We start from the raw sequence: 18795 nt of genomic DNA on the forward strand, positions 1-18795 counted from the left end.
CACTTTGATCTGCCTGCCTCACTTCATGTACAGTTTTCGGAAAATGAATTGTATAGCCTTCTTTTACTAGCCAGTTTCCGTTTGTGAATTTCATTTATATTCACTCCTTATATTCTATATGATGATGTAGTGGCGATTGTCTTCGCTGCTGAAGCATTTGCAACATCGATCTTTTTAAATTTATTTAATGAAAAAAACATAATAATCCAGACAAATCCGCTTACACCAAAGAAGGGAATCAGTCCCGGAATAAAAGCAATCAAATAATAACCGGCAGCAAGTGCCCCTATGAGAAAAATTGTATGGACTGGCTGAACAAATAAAATCAGCCAAGCATTTTTAACCGTTGCCTTCCAGTTGTTGTGATAGTGCAAGGATAAGGGAACGATATGAATGGCGATCATCAGAAATAAAATAAACACCAGCAATATTGGATAATAGCTTAATTGAATAAACTCGTTTCCAATCACTTTTGCAATCGTAAAATTCACATACAATAAGCAGCCAATCACAAAGAAAATCCATCCAGCAAGATTACCTTTGATAAAATACTTCTTAAACTCTTGAAAAAAGGTTTTCGTAATAGACAGATTCTGATCATAGAGCATGTCTTTACGTATAATTGAAAAACAAGCAATCAAGGCCGGGAAAAATCCAAATAAACCTACCCCTAATATAGTGAAGAAAATCGTTAATAGATTGATATACACCAGCCGAAGAATCCCTGCTGTTAAATAATAAATCCGTTCCACTTCTTAAGCTCCTTTCTCTTTTTTCTACATGTACGGATGCCCTGTCTATACAATTTTTCTATACCGAAATCCAGATAACATACTTTTGTAATAAAGATCCTCTATTCCTTAACAGAACCTAATGTAATCCCATGAATGAAGTATCGCTGCAGAAATGGATAGACAAGTAACACAGGAATCATAGCGATGAATATCTTTGCTGCATCTAAGGTACGGTTAGACAACTCACTCATACGTTTGTATTGATCTTCAGTCATCGTCGAAGGGTCTACCGATACTACTAATTGCTGAATATAGGTCTGTAATGGGTAAAACTCTTCCCTGGTCATAAAGATCAGACCATATAAGAACTCATTCCAATGATAAACAATACTAAATAACGAAACCGTAGCCAATACCGGAATGGACAGAGGAATAAATAATTTAAACAGGATATACCATGGCCCTGCTCCATCCACTAATGCTGCTTCTTCTAAGGATTTCGGCAGATTTCTAAAGAAATTAATCGTTAAAATAATATTAAATACAATCGTCTGAGCCCCCCCAACCAATACAAGTGCCCAAATACTATTCATTAAATCATAGTTTTGGATCGTTATATACAGCGGGATTAATCCGCCATTAAATAACATCGTAAAAATAAGTGTCCACATGAAGACGTTTCGACCTTTAAAGTCTTTTATTGTTTTAGAAAGAGGGTAAGCCATAAGTGGGACAATAATAAAATTCAGCCCTGCTCCAAGTAACACTCTTTGAATAGATATCCAAAAAGATTTAAAGAATTGGCTATCCTGCAGTAATTGTTTATACGAATCGAAGTTAAAATCAACAGGCCACAATGTAACAGCCCCGGCTGCTGCAGCTGTTTTAGAACTAAGTGATAAAGACAGCGTATACCATAACGGCAAAATACAAGTAATCGCTATTAAAATTAATATAGTAATCAAAATCACATCTGCCAGTTTGGAAGATAACGATTTACTTCTTAACATATATTTATCCTCCTTAAAAAATTCGATAGTTTGTGAACTTATATGCAAGATAATAGGACAAACTAATCAAGATAAAGCCTGCCACTGATTTTAATAAACCAACAGCTGTTGCCAATTCATATTGTAGATTTAATAAACCTGCTCGATATACCCAAGTATCAATAATGTCACCTGTAGAATATACCAGTGGATTATATAAGTTAAAAATTTGATCAAATCCTGCATTCAATACGTTTCCTAAACTTAATACAGCTAATAAAACTGCTGTTGTTCGAATACCTGGCAGTGTCACGTGCCACAACATTCTCCATCTAGAGGCTCCATCAATTCCAGCAGCTTCATATAATGCCGGATTTATACCTGTTAAAGCAGCTAAATAAATAATCGTATTAAAGCCAAATTCCTTCCAGACATCACTTCCAGCTACCAAGAAAGGAAACAATTCTGGGGTCCCAAAAAATAAAATGGGATTGATGCCAAACATGCCAAGTAATTGATTGACAGGTCCTTGAAAGGCAAATATATCTAATAATACGCCCCCAAGTATTACCCATGAAAGAAAATGTGGTAAGTATACGATAGTTTGGATGGATCTTTTGAAAATGGTGTATCGAACCTCATTAAGCATCAAAGCAAAAATTAATGGGATAATTAAATTCCCGATAATTTTCATTACAGCTATATAAATCGTATTAAAAAATACATTCATCGTATCATTTAACTCAAACATATATCTAAATGTCTCAAGGCCTACAAATTCCGACCCTAAAATACCCTGTCCCGGATTGAAATTTTGAAACGCAATAATAATCCCAAACATAGGTACTATACTAAAGAAAAATAACCATATAAATCCCGGTGCAAGCATCATATAATAATGCTTAGCAAATCCCTTTGACCGCATTTCTGGGTCCTCCCCTCACATATGTTGTTGGTTGAAAAGGCGCCGAACGTTAATCGACGCCTTTTCAAGAAAGATGAGGGCACACAGTTTTTGATTACATCTAACCTAATAAATGAATGGTTACCTATAACGGAATAACAAACTAATTAGATGCTACAATCTCTGCTACTTCCTCAGTAATACTCTCGCCACCTTGTTTCTTCCAATCCTCTACAAATTGTTCAAAGGTATCAAGCGGTGCTGTTCCCATGATAATTTTTAAAAATGTTTCATCCTCTAATTTTTTTAAATTAACCCAGCGATCTTCCATTGTTTCTGTTTGAGAATAGATCAAACTCTTAACACCCTTTATTTCTGTATCCACCAAAGGTGACGTTCCTACCAACGCAGAATATGCTCTCGTCCATTGCCCTAAGCTAGTTTCTAAATCCCAATACTCAATATCCATATTGTCATATGGTTCTAATTTTACGTCGAAAATGGTATCTACATCTGACTTTAACAATTTATATGCAGGCATATCATAAAAGTCACTTGGTTCTTTCGTTCCTGCTAATACTTCTCGCAAAGCTACCGTTGTCACTTCCATTTCATCTGCTGGAGCATACACTAATCTTAGTGGATAATAACCTGGTCCACCTATACTTGGATCAAATTCTGATTCATGGGCTAATAAATTATTTAATATTTTCATTGCTGCCTCTGGATACTCATAATCTTTGCGTACCACTACATATTGAGTAGTAGTTGTACTTAAATGGGGTGTGTACTCCCCTTCTGCATCTAAAGGCAGTGCGTAAGATTGCCAATTCGCTTCAGGATTATTTTTCACAGCGTCAGTGATTGGTCCATATGGCATCCAAAATGGTCCAAAGAACATTCCTGTATTGCCGCTAATAATCGACTCACCGGAATCCTCTCGAACCCCCATTTCTGTATCAATTAAACCTTCACTATACATATCTCTTAAAACAGATAAGGCTTCTTTAGTCTCGGGAAGCAGGGAGCCATAAACAGGCTTACCATCGTCTCCTTCCAGCCAATACCCTGGGTAAGCATGCAATGCAGAAAATATTCCATCAAATCCATACAAGTTGTTAGTTGATTCGAGAAAGTTAGCATACAATTTATTGCTAGTATCCGGTCCTGCTAAACCAATCGTATCATCCTGCCCATTTCCATCTGGATCTTCTTCCACAAAAGCTCTAGCAACTTCTTTTAAATCTTCCATTGTTTGAGGGGGCTCAAGTCCTAAATTATCCAGCCAATCTTTTCTGATCCATAGATTGTGAACCCCATCTGCTCCAGCCTGTGAATTTGGGATAGCCATAATCTTTCCATCAAACGTAACATTGTCTAATGCCACACCATCTGTACTATCAATAATCTCTTTAATAGCGGGGGAAGCATAATTCTCATATACTTCTGTTAAATCTGCTATTTGATCTGCCTCTACCATCTGTCTTAACTCTACTGGTCCTACCACCATGGCATCTGGTAAATCATTACTTGCAATTGCCAAACTAACCTTTTGGTCATAGTTCGATGGTGAAGCCGTAAATGCATGTTCTACTTCAATATTTAGCTTCTCTTTTACATGTCTCGTATATTGATTATCTAATGGTGTATCACCATTCTGCAGGCTTGTATCACTTGGATCAACCTCCTGCCCTATTGCTATTGTGATTGGCTCTTCATATTTACCAAATGGATCGCCTGGTTCAGAAGATACCTGTTTATTTTCACCTTCATCTGTACTTGAGGTCCCATCATTCGAACATGCCACTAACATAAAAAACAGAATAAATGCGACAAAACTAAACAGCCTGCCTTTCCATTTCATGTTTCTACCCCTTTCTATTTTTCAGAATGTCATTACGTCTTTATCATAGCAAATATGTAATCGTTTTCAATTGGGTGTTTGTATTGAAAAATGGTAGGGAAACGTTCACTCTGGTTCTATTTTTTTGTGAAATGACAAACAAAAAAAACATGCTTCCTATAATCGGGAAACACTTGACCTACCTTTGTGCAATTTTCGATATTCACTAGGGAGCAGACCTGTCGTTTCTCGAAAAAGCTTACTGAAATATTTTATATCCTGGTAACCTACTTTTTCGGCAATTTTGCCTACTTTCTCCCGAGAATAGATTAAATAATGTTTTGCCTTTTCCATACGCATTAATCGAACATACTCATTAAAAGTATAGCTGGTCACATTCTTAAAGCAAACAGAAAAATAACTCCGACTCATATTTACTTGATTGGCGATCTCTGTAGCCGTAATCGATTGAGCTAATTCTTGATCGATTAGTGCGATAGCTTTCAAAATAGAATAACTGGTTTCCTCCGAGTAAACCTGATTATAAAACGACTGATGGATGTGGTTCTTGGTTTGTATCAGCCAAATCTCAATATCCTGCCAAAACGAAAAGTTTTTTTGAATCTTGAATTCCACCGATAAGATATCTTTATAAATACGGTTGCATTCATTGATCGTTAACACCAACAATTCATTGAGCTGTTGCTTGGACAGACGCAATCCTTTCAAGAAGGCCAACAGTTCTCGTAACTCCTCATTACTTGTACTCCATTCCAATGTCAGCAGCCGTTTAGAAGCATCTGCTATATTATCCTCTGAAACTGCCGAAAAGCCTTGGATTTCTGACCATACCCGCTTTGCAAAAACTTGTTCTTCTGTTAATTCATAGAACAAAATATGATCCTTGTCATCTATTAGTTGTTCCTTCCATCCATCTATATCTGTGATAGACTGATCGATGGAAATAATGCAGAAATGCAGGTTAGCAGTGAGGTTACTGCTTGCTCTGATCAACTTGTCAGCCGTTACCGTGTTGGGCCTAATAATAGCGATATCATCTGTTACAAACGAAATATCTTGTTCTTTCACTATCTGCTGTTCACGGAAAATGGACAAAAATGGTTGATTTGCTAGCAATACCAAGGCATCTTTTAATGAACCTGTAAGAAAATCATTGATACTAGTGGTTGATTGTTCTTTCTTAATTCGGTCATGAATGCGGCGTAAAGTTTGATCTAAAGACTGATCATCCAGCTCGACTTTGGCAATATAATCAATAGCGCCTAATCGCATGGCTTCTTGTATATATTCAAAATCTCGATGAAGAGATAAAACAACGATAAACACCTTTGGATACAGCTCTTTTACTTGACGAATTAATTCAATGCCTGACATAATCGGCATCGCTAAATCGGTAATAATCAAATCCACCTCCGTTTCCTGCAGTTGTTCTAACGCCTTTTCGCCATTCTTAGCATCACCGACTACTTGCATATCAAATTGCTGCCAATTTAGTGTATGTACCAAGTTTTTGCGCACAAGTTTGTCGTCTTCGACAATCATTACCTTAATCATGTAGTTGTCCTCCTCCTTTGATATAAGGGATCTTAAGAATGACTTTGGTCCCTTTACCTATTTCAGTTTCCACTTCGATGGTCGCCATATGATCATAAGTTCTGTCAATAATTCTTTTTACATAGTTCAGGCCAATCCCCATACCGATTTTTGATTCCTTATGCATTTTTTCATGTAAGATTTCCATCACTTTCTCTTCGTTCATCCCTCTGCCGTTATCTTGCACACTAATGCTAATACATGTCCCTTGTTTCTTGACTTGAACAAAAATCTCACCATCATCTACTAATCCATGATAAATAGCATTCTCTACCAGAGGCTGCAAAATAAAACGAGGGACAGGAGAATACAGTACTCGTTCTTCCACATCTATTTGCAGTTTATAGGTGAAATCATAACGGATTTGCTGCAGTTTAATATATTGTTCCATTGCATCCAGCTCTTCTTCTAAAGAAGATAATGTACCTAATTTCCCCAAGTTATAATAGAGAATCTTATTTAAAGAAGACAGTAATTGAGATAATTCCTTTCTTTCTCCTGACATGGCCAGCCATTTAGCTGTGTCTAAGGTATTCATCAAAAAGTGAGGATTAATTTGATGAATCAGTTTTTCCACTTCTAAGTCAGCTCGTTTCCTTTCTTTTTGTTCAATTTCTTTAATTAATTGGGTGATTTGTTTTTTCATATCGCGAAATTGCTCAATCAATTCAGCAAATTCAGGAATCTTTGTCTCGACTACCTCTGAATGAAAATTACTGTTACCCATTAACGTTATTTCTTTACTAAACTCACGTAAGGGTTTATGGATATTCTTCCATAAGATGAAAGAAGCAATTAGACTAATAATGACAAAAATAAGCACGATATAAATCATGATCTGAATCCATTGATTAACTTCGGCATTATATTGGGCGGCTGGAATTAAAGCAACAATCCCCCAGCCTGCTTCTGTCGTTTCTTCAAACCAATAGTATCCTTCTTTACGCCTGCTGTCTTCCTCCGTATCAAATATTTGTCCAGCAATAAAGTCCTCATTCTCACTGTATATTATTTCCCGTTCTTTATTAATGAGAATATACTCGGTATCATTTAAAACATTATTTACTTCTAAGAGATCTGTGGTTAAATCCAGATTCGATTCCAAATAGATATAAATATCAGAAGGATGGTGCATATCTAATTTTCGCAAGGTGGACAGCACATATTTATCCTGATAGCGTTCTTTACTTCGATGCGGGCCATAGTTATTCATTTGATAGCCCTGATATAGCACTGGTTCTATATCCATCGAAAAAGGAGCAGCCAGTCCTTGACTGTAAAACAGAATGTCATCATTCTTCTCAACATATAGTAAAGATAGCCCTATATTAGGGTTAGTGAAAATAATCGTATTTAATTCATTCTTGATTTCATCATAGGCATGTGCACGTTCAAAAGAGGGATCATCTGTTAAATAATTTTCTAAGTTAAACGCCAAATTCTTAGAAAAAGCAATTTGCTGTGAAACATAGTTCATATCATCGATCGTATTCTCCAGTGATAATCTGATCTGTTTTAAATTACTATGAAACGTGTCTTGTAGTTTGTTGGTTAGCATATTGGACATGGTGAAATAAGAAAGAATCGCTGTAAACGTTAACAAAAATATCGTGCTCACTGCAAATAAAATCGTAATTCGTTTTCTTAAACTCACTGTTTCCATACGTCGACGGATTTGTGTCATCCATTTTCTCATTATCAGCAACACCTTCTTCTATTATGCAGTATAATGTTAAAACAATCCTAACTGAATCGGGCATGGTGTCTCATTCTCTATCCCCTCCTTCCAATAAAAGTTACTAACATTATATATCCTGCCAACAAATAAACAATGGGTTAGCAGGAAGATATTCACCATTCCCCCTCTTATCTCAGCCATATCAAAAACCCGCTAATCGTTAGACTAGCAGGTTTCTAGCAAGCTCTTATCCTATTATTATCATCTATTTGCTTGATCAGGTACTTACACAAGATCACATGCTTCGGCCGGCATCCAATGCGCATCTTGACCATCCCATTTCACATTACAGCCAAGCGGATTGGTTAAAGGTGTAGTAACTGCTTTTCCTGCCAAATGTTCCGTAAGAGCATTATCCAAATTATTAACGGTAGCTTTGTCTGCTTCCTTTGGATTATCAATGCCTCTTCCGGTATAGATTAGTTCACGGTTACGATTAAAGACAAAGAAGTGCGGTGTACGTAAGGCGCCGTATGCTTTGGCGGTTTCCTGTGAGATATCATGCAAGTAGAGCCATGGAAACTGTTCTTTCTCCATCATTTCGACCATTACTTCATAAGAATCATCTGGCTTCGTATTGACACTATTGGAGTTGACTGCAACAAACTTTACACCTTGCGGGATAAATTTCTCCGCGGTAGCTCGAGTTACCTCGTTAGAACCTAATACAAAGGGACAGTGGTTGCAAGTAAAGAAAACGACTAGAACATCTGCATCCTGAAAATCCTTCAACTGATAAGTCTGGCCATCTGTTGCAAGCAGTTTGAAATCAGGCGCTTTTTCTCCTAACTCTAATGTAAAAGCCATCATACATCCTCCTTTGATTGTTGAAAACTACAGGCTTTTGATTCAGCTTTGCCTGTTGTCTATCTTCATGACAATGCTTACATCTACTTTATCATGTACCTATATTTTCGTCTACGGTTCGAAATGTTTCTTTTGTCTCCGTTGATGGGCAGTTACTGAGCGTCATCGCTTCTGCTATGGTATCCTCGACAATATTTCTACATACCGAACAATAAACAAATAATCTCCCCTTGTCCAAAAGAGATTGATTATCACGATCTCTGTGATACAGGAACATAGTGTGAACAAATTACAAAATCCAATGTGAACTTGGGATATTGTATTATTCAGAGACTCTCTTTTAACTCTTCGATTACGTTCTTCTCAAAACCAGTAACCTTTGAAATAAATGGCACAGAAAACCCTTCTCTCAACATCTCTAAGGCGACCTCTTTTTTACCGATTTCTTTCCCTTTCTCTTCATAGGAAAAAGGAAGTTCCGAAAACTTAACCGCCTTGTCTAATTTCCTTCAACAGTATTTCCTCCTCTTCTTGGGTTAATCGTAAATACCTTTCAAAAAATCGATAAACCAAGCGTTCTTTTGCTGGATCTAACTTCATTCTTATTAACATGCGCAGGAATTCTTTCTGACTTGTACCCTCTCATCTTCTGAATATCCCATCTTACTAAGAAGGGCAGCTGCAACTGGATTATCTGATTGAATGTAATAGCGCCAATTTTGTTTTCGTAGATGAAGGGTCATATAGTTGTTGAGAGCTTTGTGGTTCAACATGGATAATAATAACGGTATCTTTTCCCTTTAGCTTTGTTTCCAGTACCATATCCAAGCGGCATACATTTCCTTCATGCAAGTCAGTAAACACTTCTTCCGAAAGCGGCTTGATCGACGTAAAGTCTAGATAAGTGTGAACGCCAGGGAAAAATTCCTCCAGAAATTCCTCGAAAAACGTATGGATTAATTCTTTGAATAGTTGATCATGGCTAGTGTAAGTTTTTGGGGTTTCACGAACTAACGATAATACGGCCATTTTAGCACGTCCTTTGTGGATTTATCAGAGGATATACGTGGTGAAGTTCTAACCATAGTATAACATGAACGACCACAAAGAACGAGTGTTCTGGATGTGAAAAATTCCTTTCTACTCCATAAAAATAGTAGCTTGTGAGCTGAACCTTATAGCCCATCACATTCTGAATGACAGCTATTTTTCACAGTTAATTACGCAATATGTTATCCCCTTTTATAAAAATAAACCTTCAGGAGTTTGTCGGATAACTTTATTCTGTAAGAAAGGGGTTTTTGGTATTCATTTGTTATTAGACCCACCATAAATTCTTGGCTCCTTCCTGAATCAGCATATCTTGCAGAAAGGCTGCTGCCTTGTCAAAACCTTCCTCCACACTCATTAAGCCATCTTCATGTTCAATACTGATTGCTCCATCATAACCAATCACTTGAAGAGCACTGATAATATCACGCCATGCCTGTTCATCATGTCCATAACCAACCGTGCGAAATACCCAGGAACGATTGGCAATATCGGCATAAGATTTGGTATCCAGCACCCCGTTTAGTGCTGTATTTCTTGGCTCAATCTGCGTATCTTTGGCATGAAAATGATATAACGCCTTCCCCACCTCCTTAATGCTCTGTGCAGGATCCATTCCTTGCCAAAAATAATGACTCGGATCAAAATTGACACCAATCTGATCACCGCACTCTGCTCTTAGACGCAATGCTGTTTCATTATTATATACGACAAATCCCGGGTGCGGCTCAATCGCTACGCGGACATTATGTTTTTTTAAGAAATCATTCTGTGCTTTCCAATAAGGAATAGCCTTCTTCTCCCATTGCCAATCTACCACATTGGAAAAGTCTGTTGGCCAAGGACAAGTAATCCAAACGGGATTCTCTGAATGCTCCGATTCCCCAGGACAGCCTGCAAAAGTAACCACGGTATCAACCGACAGCTTTTCTGCTAATTTGACGGTATCTACAAATTGCTGATGGAATTTTTCAGCTTCTTCTTTCTTAGGATGGAGCGGATTACCATGACAGCTTAATGCGCTGATGGTCATATCTCGTTCTGCAAATGCCTGACGAAATACTTCCAGTTTCGTTTCATCTGCTAATAGCTCGGTAGGCTGACAATGCGGATCACCAACATAACCACCTGACCCTACCTCAACAGTATCAATCCCTTTTGATTTAACATGATCTAACATCTCTTCCAGTGTCTTATCCGCAAATAATACTGTAAATACTCCTAATTTCATTTCAAAAAACCTCCATGTTATTATTTTTCGGAACCTGCAGTAATTCCGCTTACAATATGTTTCTGGAATACTAAAAAGATAATAATAATTGGTGCAGCTGCGATAGTGGCCACAGCCATTAGATTATCCCATTGTGTTCCATATTGCCCGATAAATCTTGTGATTCCCATGGTGAGTGGTCTTACATTCTCGTCTGTGGCAAGTGTCAATGCGAAAATCAAGTCGCCCCAGGCAAATAAGAAGCTAAAGGTCAACACAGTTAAGATAATCGGCTTCGTGAGTGGCAGAATAATACGTGTAAAAGCCGTAAATGTGTTACAGCCATCAATAACAGCTGCTTCTTCCAATCCCTTAGGTATCGATAAAAAGAACGGCCGCATAATAACAATTGCAAAAGGCAGGGCTGTTGTTGTATTTCCAACGATTAATGCCGTATAACTGTTCACCAAACCAAAGTTGCTGAACATAACATAAAGCGGCATGGCCATCATAATACCGGGAATCATCTGTGTAACTAAGAGAATCAATAAGAAAGCATTGGCATAAGGTAAACGAAATCTTGCCATTGCATAAGCAGAAGGAAGGGCTAACACCAGCGTAAATAAAGAAGTTCCTAACGCTATTACAAATGAATTCCTAATATAAGGAAGCAGACTTTGATCCTTAATCAAATTATTAATATAGGCATCAAACTGAATCGTCCCTGGAATAATCATTGGCGGTGACGTAAATATATCCGACATGGGTTTAATACTTGTTGTGATCATCCAATAGATAGGAAAGAGGAATATCATCGTAATGATAATAGCGCCCAATAACAACATATATTGCTTCAAACTATACTGTCTCATTATTGAACCTCCTCTTTCTTCATCATATAGAGATAAATCGAGGCGATAATTAGCAAGATGCATAATATGACAGTAGCAACTACACCACTTTCGCCAAAGTTAAAGTTTACAAAGGCTAACTGATAACCATAGAATGGCAGCACAGTCGTTGCATTTACAGGACCACCGCCTGTCATGATCAGAATCAAATCGAAAACTTTAAAGGTATAAATAATCCCTAGCACAATAATGACCAACAGCTGAGGTCTTAATAAAGGCAAAGTGATATGCCAAAAAGTTTGTAATTTATTCGATCCATCTACTGTAGCTGCCTCATAAACATCTTTTGGTAATGACTGCATCGCTGCTAAGATTAGGATCATATTAAAAGGAATACCGATCCAAATATTAGTTATGATGATAGCTGTCAGCGCCGTACTCTGCTGTCCCAGCCAATTAACAGGCTCACTAATAATATGTAAGCTTGTTAAAATATAATTGATAACTCCGTAGTCTACATCAAATAACCAAGTAAATAAAGAACCGGTTATCACAAGCGGTGTCATCCAGGCAAGCAGCATAATCGAGCGGAAGAAATTCCGAAAAGGAAAATCTTGATTTAGAAAAACTGCTAGCAAATAGCCGATAACTATTTGAAAAAATATACAAGAAACCGTGTAAATTACAGTATTTTTTAAAGCGACGGAAAAGGTAGCCGTTCCTAGTACGTTTGTATAATTATCCAGACCGATAAATTGGCCGCCAGTCTTTAAATTCATTAATGTTAAATCTTGAAAACTAACAATGATGTTATAAACAATCGGATAAATCATAAATATCAGCACAAAAATCAAAGCAGGTAAAAAGAACATATACCTAGAAAAAGTATGTCTAAATTGCCCTTGCATGTTGATAAACCTCCTATGATGAGGCAGAGAATTCTCCCTGCTCTCATGATTACGGTAATAATGGCGTAATTTGCTCTGCGGTTGACTGCATCACACTCTCGACATCTTCTCCAGTTATGGCTCGTTGTATTGCTTCTTGAACATGATTAGAAATCTCAGGATAATTTGTTCCATATGCCCTTGGTTGTGCAGTTTCTAATTGTTCCATAAACATTTTCATATTCTCATCTTGAGCCCATTCATACTGTTCATCATTAGCGACATCAGCTCTGCTTGGCAACCTTCCGCCTAATTCATGCATAGGTCCCATAATCTCTGGTTTTTGTGTCCATTTAATAAACTTCCATGCCTCCTCTTTCACTTCTGAGTCGGCAGTAATCGCCCAGTTCTCACCGCCTAAAATAGAAGCTGTACCATCAGCTCCTGCAGGCATTAACATGACACCCCAATCCAAATCTGGAAATTCTTCTTCTAAAATAGGGATCTGCCATGGTCCATTTTCCATCATGGCTGCCTTTTCTGTATGAAATTGTACTAGTACATCTGATTGATCCCAGTTAATCATGTTGGAGGAAATGATGCCTTCTTGCACCATTTCTTGAATATGCCGCATAGCTTCTATAGCCGCCTCACTATTAAAGCTGTCTAAATCTGCACCTGCCTGCCATAAGTAGGGAAGGAATTGAAATGTACCTTCTTCACTCTTCACACCTGCCATCGCAAATCCACGTATATCTCCTTCTGTTAACTGTTCCGCGACATCATAGAATTCATCCCATGTTTCAGGTAAGGCTTCAATTCCAGCTTCTTCAAACATCGTTTTATTGTAATAAATAGCTAAGGCATTACTGTTATTCGGAATTCCATAATAGTTTCCATCCATCATGGTAGAGGCAACTGGACCTTCAAAGTATAGATCTATTTCTCCCCATTCTTCGACCATATCAGTAATATCTGCAAAAACACCTGCTTCAATAAAGGATTGATGGTCTGGATTGTCAATCAGAACAATGTCTGGCAGTTCCCCAGCTCCTATACCTTGCAGCAGTCTTGTTTTTAAATCGGCAAAGGGCATATAAGTCCGGTTAAATGTTACATTTGGGTTTTCCTCTTGATACTGTTCAATTAATGCTTCCTGTTCTCTTGCACTTGTAGAGTCCGGTGCTAAGTAGTCCCATATTTCGATAATAACCTCTCCATTCGCATTTTCACTGTCTTGACTTGAGTCCTCTCCACCTGAACAAGCTGCAAGTACAAACAGGATCATACCTAACATACTCCACAGAGACTTTTTTAACATGAAATTTCCTCCTTCAAATTAATTTCCCTTTTTAATTTAATGGATTCCAGCGAAGCGCTTACAATATGAAAACTATGAATATTATCGGAAATAACATTATCAGGCTCTCGTCCTCCCTCAATAGCTGAAATCATTTCATTAATAGAAAAGGCTCGATCTTGCCGTTTCATATCAGGCACAGGTATTGATTGTTCCTCACCATTTGGTTTAATGATAACGGGCAAATCATTAATTAACGCAATGACGCCTTGTTTCCCATATAATTTGCATTCACCATTCCAAGAAGTTTCTGGACCGCTGGTTACCCAGCTGGCAAAATAATTGACAAGTATACCTTCCATATTAATCAAAACACTTGCTGTTGGATTACCCTTAAACCAGCTCCAAGATGGGCGCATGCTTTTGGCGTATACCGTATCGGCATTTTTTCCAAGTATATATCTTAGTAAATCAAAATGATGAATACTCATATCCTCTATAATGATTTCCTGATAATTATCTCTCCATCCGCCAAACTTTGAAGCTCTTTGAAAGTTCCATTCTGCATATTCAATCGGTCCTGCGGCCTGCTGCTCTACCGCTTGTTTAATGGCCTGGATTTCAGGTCGGTAACGATAATTTTGACTGACTACTACATATTGCTCATAATTTTTTGCTAACTCATATAAAGCATCAGCTTCTTCTTTCGTATGGGCTAACGGTTTTTCCATAAAAACATGTAAATTATTTTCTAAGGCATCCATAGCAATTTGTTTATGTGTTTGTGGCGGAGTAATCACCACCGCGATATCTGCTTCTTCCTGTTCAAAGGCTTCTACATGATTCAAATAATAATGTACCTCTTTAGTGCCCATCATTTTTTTTGCCTTTTCCAAGTTTTCTTCTACGACATCTACAATGGCTACAACATCTGTCTGGGGATCATCCTTAAGAATTTCCAGCCATGTTGAGCCGAAACCTCCTGTACCCACCTGGATTATTTTCTTCATTCATCTCACAACCTTTATCCGAATTTTCTGAAATTTGATGTACGTTCATCATTTTATCGCAAAAAAATTTGTTACTAACAGAATATGAGCCAGATACTTATTCCCCAATTTCAACTGGTATTTTTATCCTTCCCATATTTGTAAGCGCTTAAAAAGAATTGTAAAACAAAAAATGATGTACGTCAATCATTTTTTGTTTTTTTTAAATTTACATATAATATTTGGCATTGGCTCTTGTTGCTATTTCCAGTTTTACAATATGATCATTTACCTTATTAGATTTACTATTTGATAAATATTCTGTTACTTTTTGCAGCACAATAGTTGCTTGTGCCATTGGGTCTTGACAAATGGTTGCCGTAATAATCCCTTTTTGCATTTGATTATAAATTTCTTGATTTATATCATGTCCAACAATAATATGCGACTTGGCCCAGTCTAACCAGTATTCATCGACTTCTCCTAGTATACCGCTGGCAACATAGATTGCATCAAATCTATATAATTCTGGACTTTCAATTAATTCTTTAAGCTGCTCTTTCTCTGTGTACAACCCTTGCTGCATATTAATCATCTCTATATCTACTTTTATCTGATTTTGTTCAAAATACTCCAGAAAACCCTTTTGTTTATGGAGCATTTGAAAAGTATCTTCTTCATCCCGTATCACAGCAACCTTCCTTAAATCTCTATTAAAAAGATAGATTAATTCGGCAGCTAAATAACCTGCTTCATAATAGTCACTGCCTACATAAGCAATTCGTTGACTATTAGGCACATCTGTATTTACGGTAAAAACCGGAATCCCCCTAGAAGTGGCGGTATTAATCACATCCACATATGGTGCAGCATCATGAGGTGCCATCACAATAGCGGCATATTCATTTGCTTCTATTAATTCCTCCATATAAGGGATCATCTTATTTGTTGGTGAGGTATGCACACGATGTACTTCCACTGCTATTCCGAATTCCTCATAAATTTTTGCACACTGCTTAATCTCTGTTTCTAATCCTCCCCAAAAGTAACTCGGAATTACCGGTAACAAAAAAGCAATCATTTGCATTTTTTGCGTAGACATAAATTTTGCTGCTCGATTAGGGCTGTATTGAAGCTCTTTTGCCTTTTCATGCACCTTTGTGAGGGTCTTTTGACTTACACCTTTTCTATTGTTTAATGCCCGATCCACCGTTGCTGTTGAAATTCCTAATTGTTCAGCAATCATTTTAGCTGTTACTTTTTTCACAATAATCCCCCGCTTCGGCTGTAAATTTCTAATTGAAATTTAATATATCACACTCTTTCAAGGTTTATCTAGGCTGAAATAATATAATGTGATCTGATCATTTTCTTCAATTACTGTTATAATATTAGCTACTATCTGAAAAATCCAAGGAGGTTACGTGATGAAAGGGAACACTTTCCCTGAGGCAGTATATTATTACTTCAAAGAGTGGCAGGAATTTGAGATGGCGCCCCACAGACATACAGCTATTGAAATCATGTATGTGATCAATGGTACATGTAAAATCGAAATAGATGGCCGGATCGTTGACTTGCGGCAGCAACAGTATATTTTTATCTACGGCAATGTTCCTCATCGGCTAATCATCGAGAAAAATAAACCATGCCGTATGCTCAATATTGAATTCGAATGGAAAGATGCTGCCGCTCATTTCACAGATATGGATACACTGATCAGCTATGATCATCGTCTGATGGACATGCTGACAGCAGAGGAAGATTTTTTTGTATTGAAAGACAGCAGTCATGTTTATAATCAGCTTCGTTCTTTAGTCTTGGAATTAGACTTGCATGCAGACGATAATAAATTACCTATAGATATCTTATTCATTCAATTACTTACCACTATTGCCAAAAGTCGCAATGAGCAAAAGCAGCAGATCGATGAAACGAATGAATGGATGATCCATCAAGTGTTAGCCTACATACATGAAAACTATGATACCGAAATAAAAGTACAGGATTTGGCAGATATTGTCCATCTGCACCCGAGTTATTTACATCGAGTTTTCAAACAAGCACTTGGAGTAACCATTAACGACTATATGAATAACTTAAGAATAGAGAAAGCCAAAATGCTCCTTACCAAAACCGATATACCCGTTACAGAAATTGCTAGCTATGTAGGTATTAATACGAGTCAATATTTTAGCAACATGTTTAAGGCAGCAACCAGGCTCACTCCTTCCCAGTACCGTAAAAAAGAACAAGACTTTAAGGGTATTGATAAAAGAAGTTAGAATTTTATACATTTATCCTTCGATAAGTCAGAATAGTGAAAGCGCTCTTTATCCAACCATGCTATATTAAAGGAAACAAAAATAGGAGGTAATGATCATTACTTTTAAAATAGCTTTTATCGGTGCAGGAAGTATAGGTTTTACAAGAGGGCTTTTGCGTGATGTCTTATCCGTTCCTGAATTCAAGAATATTGAAGTTGCTTTTACTGATATCAATCAAAAGAACTTGGATATGGTTACACAATTATGTCAAAGGGATATAGATGAAAATGGACTTTCGATTCAAATTGAAGCAACAACGAATAGACGAGAAGCCTTGAAAAACGCGAAATATATTTTTAATGTCGTAAGAATTGGCGGTTTAGAAGCCTTTAAACATGATGTGGAAATCCCCTTGAAGTATGGCGTAGATCAATGTGTTGGTGATACCTTATGCGCCGGCGGGATTATGTACGGACAGCGGGGCATTGCTGAAATGTTAGAAATTTGTAAAGATATTCGAGAAGTAGCCAGCACAGACTGTTTATTACTTAATTATGCGAATCCTATGGCAATGCTGACTTGGGCATGTAACAAATATGGCGGTGTCCACACAATTGGACTGTGTCATGGTGTACAAGGCGGACACAGACAAATTGCCAATGTATTAGGTCGTGACCAGGAAGAAGTAGATATTATTTGTGCAGGGATTAACCACCAAACATGGTATATCCAAGTGAAAACAGATGGGGAAGACCGCACTGGCGATCTGCTCGAAGCTTTTGAACAACACCCTGAATACAGTAAACAAGAAAAAGTACGAATTGATATGCTGCGACGATTTGGTTATTTCAGCACCGAATCAAATGGGCATCTAAGTGAATATGTGCCATGGTACCGCAAGCGCCCAGAAGAAATCAACCAGTGGATTGATTTAAGTACATGGATTAATGGGGAAACTGGCGGATATTTACGAGTTTGTACAGAAGGACGAAATTGGTTTGAAACAGACTTTCCGAATTGGTTAACAGAACCTGCCTTTGAGTATAAAGAGGAAAATAGAGGGCAAGAACATGGTTCTTACATTTTAGAGGGGTTAGAGACTGGCAGAGTATACCGAGGCCACTTTAACTATGTGAATAACGGCGTGATCACCAATTTACCAGACGATGCGATCATTGAAGCACCTGGTTATGTGGATCGCAACGGTATTAACATGCCCGTTGTAGGCGATTTACCACTCGGTCCAGCCGCCGTGTGTAATGTCAGTATTTCCGTCCAGAGATTGGCTGTTGAGGCTGCTGTTCATGGAGATGATTATTTACTAAGACAAGCGATGATGATGGACCCTCTTGTAGGTGCTGTCTGTAATCCAAAGGAAATTTGGCAGATGGTGGATGAGTTCCTGGTAGTCCAAGAACAGTGGTTACCGCAGTATCGTCAGGCAACAGCAGCAGCCAGAACTCGATTGAACAGTGAAGAGCTCCTTCCAACGAAAGATTATCTAGGTGCGGCTAGGTTAAAGGTCAAGACAGTCGAAGAAATGGCTCAAAATCGTAAAGAAGCTGTTAAAAATGCAAGCGAGGCGGATAAAGGAGATTTTTAATATCTAATA

Annotated in this window: 18 protein-coding genes; 2 read left to right on the forward strand and 16 right to left on the reverse strand. The window is 37.7% G+C overall.

Translation table 11 applies throughout. The annotated features are described in order from the left end of the window. Positions 1-107: 107 nt before the first annotated feature. The 16 genes from JOD18_RS22310 to JOD18_RS22380 all read right to left on the reverse strand — a co-directional run bounded on the left by JOD18_RS22310 (position 108) and on the right by JOD18_RS22380 (position 16183). Positions 108-752, reverse strand: a complete 645-nt coding sequence (locus JOD18_RS22310) for a DUF624 domain-containing protein (protein ID WP_204671500.1) — start codon at positions 750-752, stop codon at positions 108-110. A gap of 101 nt (positions 753-853) precedes the next feature. Next, positions 854-1744 carry a carbohydrate ABC transporter permease gene (locus JOD18_RS22315; protein ID WP_204671502.1) on the reverse strand — a complete coding sequence of 297 codons (891 nt, stop codon included), beginning with the start codon at positions 1742-1744 and terminating at the stop codon, positions 854-856. Positions 1745-1757: 13 nt separating this feature from the next. Continuing rightward, positions 1758-2648, reverse strand: a complete 891-nt coding sequence (locus JOD18_RS22320) for an ABC transporter permease (RefSeq protein WP_204671504.1) — start codon at positions 2646-2648, stop codon at positions 1758-1760. Positions 2649-2790: 142 nt separating this feature from the next. Beyond that, complete coding sequence (locus JOD18_RS22325) at positions 2791-4491, reverse strand: extracellular solute-binding protein (protein ID WP_204671506.1); 1701 nt, start codon at positions 4489-4491, stop codon at positions 2791-2793. A 156-nt stretch (positions 4492-4647) separates the two neighbouring features. Beyond that, the gene (locus tag JOD18_RS22330; RefSeq protein ID WP_204671508.1) at positions 4648-6045 is read right to left on the reverse strand and encodes a response regulator transcription factor; all 1398 of its coding nucleotides are present in this window, start codon (positions 6043-6045) and stop codon (positions 4648-4650) included. Beyond that, a complete protein-coding gene (locus JOD18_RS22335; protein WP_204671510.1) occupies positions 6038-7780 on the reverse strand; it encodes a sensor histidine kinase in 1743 nt (580 codons plus the stop codon). The genes JOD18_RS22330 and JOD18_RS22335 overlap by 8 nt, the downstream gene beginning before the upstream one ends. A gap of 36 nt (positions 7781-7816) precedes the next feature. Further along, positions 7817-7963: a hypothetical protein gene (locus tag JOD18_RS22340; protein WP_204671512.1), complete on the reverse strand. Its 147-nt coding sequence runs from the start codon at positions 7961-7963 to the stop codon at positions 7817-7819. A gap of 84 nt (positions 7964-8047) precedes the next feature. After that, entirely contained in the window at positions 8048-8629 is a 582-nt protein-coding gene (locus JOD18_RS22345; protein WP_204671514.1) for a thioredoxin family protein, read from the reverse strand. A 486-nt stretch (positions 8630-9115) separates the two neighbouring features. Continuing rightward, complete coding sequence (locus JOD18_RS24895) at positions 9116-9241, reverse strand: hypothetical protein (RefSeq protein ID WP_338029599.1); 126 nt, start codon at positions 9239-9241, stop codon at positions 9116-9118. Positions 9242-9319: 78 nt separating this feature from the next. Beyond that, a complete protein-coding gene (locus JOD18_RS24900; RefSeq protein WP_338029600.1) occupies positions 9320-9658 on the reverse strand; it encodes an RpnC/YadD family protein in 339 nt (112 codons plus the stop codon). Between the two features lie 289 nt (positions 9659-9947). Beyond that, positions 9948-10910 carry a sugar phosphate isomerase/epimerase family protein gene (locus tag JOD18_RS22355; protein ID WP_204671515.1) on the reverse strand — a complete coding sequence of 321 codons (963 nt, stop codon included), beginning with the start codon at positions 10908-10910 and terminating at the stop codon, positions 9948-9950. A gap of 20 nt (positions 10911-10930) precedes the next feature. Then, on the reverse strand, positions 10931-11761 hold the full coding sequence (locus JOD18_RS22360; protein WP_204671516.1) for a carbohydrate ABC transporter permease: 831 nt from the start codon (positions 11759-11761) through the stop codon (positions 10931-10933). Next, positions 11761-12648 (reverse strand): carbohydrate ABC transporter permease, encoded by an 888-nt coding sequence (locus JOD18_RS22365; protein WP_204671517.1) that lies wholly within the window; start codon positions 12646-12648, stop codon positions 11761-11763. The genes JOD18_RS22360 and JOD18_RS22365 overlap by 1 nt, the downstream gene beginning before the upstream one ends. A gap of 49 nt (positions 12649-12697) precedes the next feature. Beyond that, on the reverse strand, positions 12698-13948 hold the full coding sequence (locus tag JOD18_RS22370) for an ABC transporter substrate-binding protein (protein ID WP_204671518.1): 1251 nt from the start codon (positions 13946-13948) through the stop codon (positions 12698-12700). Next, complete coding sequence (locus tag JOD18_RS22375; protein ID WP_204671519.1) at positions 13942-14937, reverse strand: Gfo/Idh/MocA family protein; 996 nt, start codon at positions 14935-14937, stop codon at positions 13942-13944. The genes JOD18_RS22370 and JOD18_RS22375 overlap by 7 nt, the downstream gene beginning before the upstream one ends. Before the next feature lie 208 nt (positions 14938-15145). Next, positions 15146-16183, reverse strand: coding sequence for a substrate-binding domain-containing protein (locus tag JOD18_RS22380; protein ID WP_204671520.1), 1038 nt, complete (start codon positions 16181-16183; stop codon positions 15146-15148). A 160-nt stretch (positions 16184-16343) separates the two neighbouring features. On the opposite strand from JOD18_RS22380, the gene JOD18_RS22385 reads away from it, so the two are divergent. Then, a complete protein-coding gene (locus JOD18_RS22385; RefSeq protein WP_204671522.1) occupies positions 16344-17201 on the forward strand; it encodes an AraC family transcriptional regulator in 858 nt (285 codons plus the stop codon). A 97-nt stretch (positions 17202-17298) separates the two neighbouring features. Further along, the gene (gene melA, locus JOD18_RS22390; RefSeq protein WP_204671537.1) at positions 17299-18786 is read left to right on the forward strand and encodes an alpha-galactosidase; all 1488 of its coding nucleotides are present in this window, start codon (positions 17299-17301) and stop codon (positions 18784-18786) included. The last annotated feature ends 9 nt before the right edge of the window (positions 18787-18795 follow it).

It is taken from the genome of Gracilibacillus alcaliphilus, from assembly GCF_016909015.1.
GTDB lineage: Bacteria > Bacillota > Bacilli > Bacillales > Amphibacillaceae > Gracilibacillus > Gracilibacillus alcaliphilus.